Raw genomic sequence first — 2,085 nt, 5'->3', positions numbered from 1 at the left:
GGGCATCCCCACCCAGACCCCCGCACTCGTCCCCCTGAGCCAGACCCTCTAGCCCCAGGGACAGCGAACGGCCCGGGCCCCCACAGAGGGATACCCGGGCCGAACGAACCAACCAGCGCTACGGGAAGACCGGCGTCCCCTCACGCGTCAGCCGCCACCCCACCGAAGCGAACGCCGCCGGGTCCACCGAACCCTTCTCCCGCACCCACCCGATGATCGTGTTCCGGATCTCGTCCGAATTCGCCCACAACTGCTGCGCGCCCGGCACATGCGGGAAGTTCCCCCCACCGCTCGCCCGGTAGTTGTTCACCGCGAACACGAACCGCGCCGCCGGATCGATCGCCTTCCCCTCGAACGACAGACCCACGATCCGCGAACCCGCCGGCTGCGCGACGTCGATCTCGTACGTCACACCCGACACCGCGTCGTAGTTGTAGTCCGGAATCCCGTCCGCGTTCGTCAGCTTCGCCGTGTCCACCGGACCGCCCGCAGCCGTCCGCACGTAATACCGCGCCGAATACTCCAGGTAGTCCTTCAGCTGGGCGCCCGTGATCAGCCGCGCCTCCAGCGTGTTCTCGAACGGATACAGCCCCGCCGCGTCCTTGATCGTCACCTCACCGGCCGGAATCCCCGCCGTACGCGAGAAGCACGACGCCTGCGACAGCACCGGCAGCGCCGCGAACTCCCCGCCCGCCAGCGCCGCCTTCACCGTCTCCGTCTGCACCTGGTTGATCAGATCAATGATCGGCTCGTCCTTCCACGGCGCGTCCGCCGTCGACATCGCCACCACCGACGTGCCGATCACCTGGTTGACGTACTCCACCACCTTGCGGTGCTCGCGGCGCAGCAGCGACGTCACCTCCGGGTCCTCCGGCACCGTGTTGGAGTTCAGCACCCGCGAACCGGCCTTCTCCACCGCCCAGCGGCCCTTCTCCCACACCAGGTCGAAGTCGAACAGCGTCAGCCGCTGCCCCCACTTCGCCGGCTCCGACAGCACGACCCGCTTGCCGGTCTCCTTGTTCGTCACGAAGTGCTCGGCGATCTCCACATGGGCGTGGCCCACCAGAATCGCGTCGATCCCCGGCACCTGCTCCGCCACCAGAGCCGCCGCGTTCTCCACGTACGGCAACTGGTCACCCCACGACGACGTCCCCGAAGAACCCGAATGCGCCGACACGATCACCACGTCCGCACCCATCGACCGCAGCTTCGGCACCCACTTCGCCGCCTGCTCCTCCAGACCCGGGAACACCATCTTCCCGCCCACATTCGCCTTGTCCCAGATCGCGATACCGGGATTCGTCAGCCCCAGCACCGCCACCCGCACATCACGCCCGCACGGCGTGTGCATCCGCTTGATGACATACGGGGCGAACGCCGGCCGCAACGTCTTCGCATCCAGCGCATTCGCCCCCAGCAGCGGGAAATCGCACTGCTCCTCGAATTTCCGCAGCACCGGAATGCCGTAATTGAACTCGTGGTTCCCGAGCGCCGCCGCGTCGTAACCGATCGCGTTCATCGCCCGCGCCATCGGATGCACCGGACCACGCCGCGCCGTGATCGGGTCGACCTTCGCGTAGTAGTACGACAACTGGGTGCCCTGGATCGTGTCACCCGCGTCGATCAGCAGCGTGTTCCGGCGCCCCTTCTCCCGGCGCACCTGATCCACCAGCGTCGAGATCTTCGCCAGGCCGACGTCGTTGTGGGCGGAGTCGTCGTACTCCTTGTCCGTGAAGTAGTCCCAGTTGAAGACGTTCCCGTGCAGGTCCGTCGTGCCCATCACCGTGAACGAGTACCGCTTCGGAGGCCGTCCATGGCCATGCCCGTGGCCCTGCCCCGTGGCCTGCGCCGCACCGGCCGAGCCGACGACCGCACCGCCCGCCATCGCCACACCCGCACCCGCGGCGGCCGAACGGCCCAGAAACGTCCTACGGTTCAACGGCATCTCTTCACTCCTCGTTCAGTACGGCAACGCGCGTAGATTCTGGCCCAGCACCCCACACCCGCAACACCCCGCGCAGGTTTCGATCTGATGACCACCCGACACACACCCCCCGGCGCCACCCGCCGTGCCACAGTGCGACG

Annotated in this window: 1 protein-coding gene; it reads right to left on the bottom strand. The window is 67.6% G+C overall.

All coding sequences use genetic code 11. From position 1 onward, the window contains the following. Positions 1-118: 118 nt before the first annotated feature. Entirely contained in the window at positions 119-1,945 is a 1,827-nt protein-coding gene (locus D3105_RS33530) for a bifunctional metallophosphatase/5'-nucleotidase (protein WP_118906570.1), read from the bottom strand. Between the last annotated feature and the right edge of the window lie 140 nt (positions 1,946-2,085).

Source organism: Streptomyces globisporus (genome assembly GCF_003501885.1).
GTDB lineage: Bacteria > Actinomycetota > Actinomycetes > Streptomycetales > Streptomycetaceae > Streptomyces > Streptomyces globisporus_D.
The sequence above is the reverse complement of the archived record's forward strand: the minus strand, read 5'-3'. Positions and strand labels throughout refer to the sequence as shown.

Bases quoted from the DNA above. Each gene is read 5' to 3' on its own strand.
- D3105_RS33530 (WP_118906570.1), bottom strand. From the start codon at position 1,945: ATGCCGTTGAACCGTAGGACGTTTCTGGGCCGTTCGGCCGCCGCGGGT.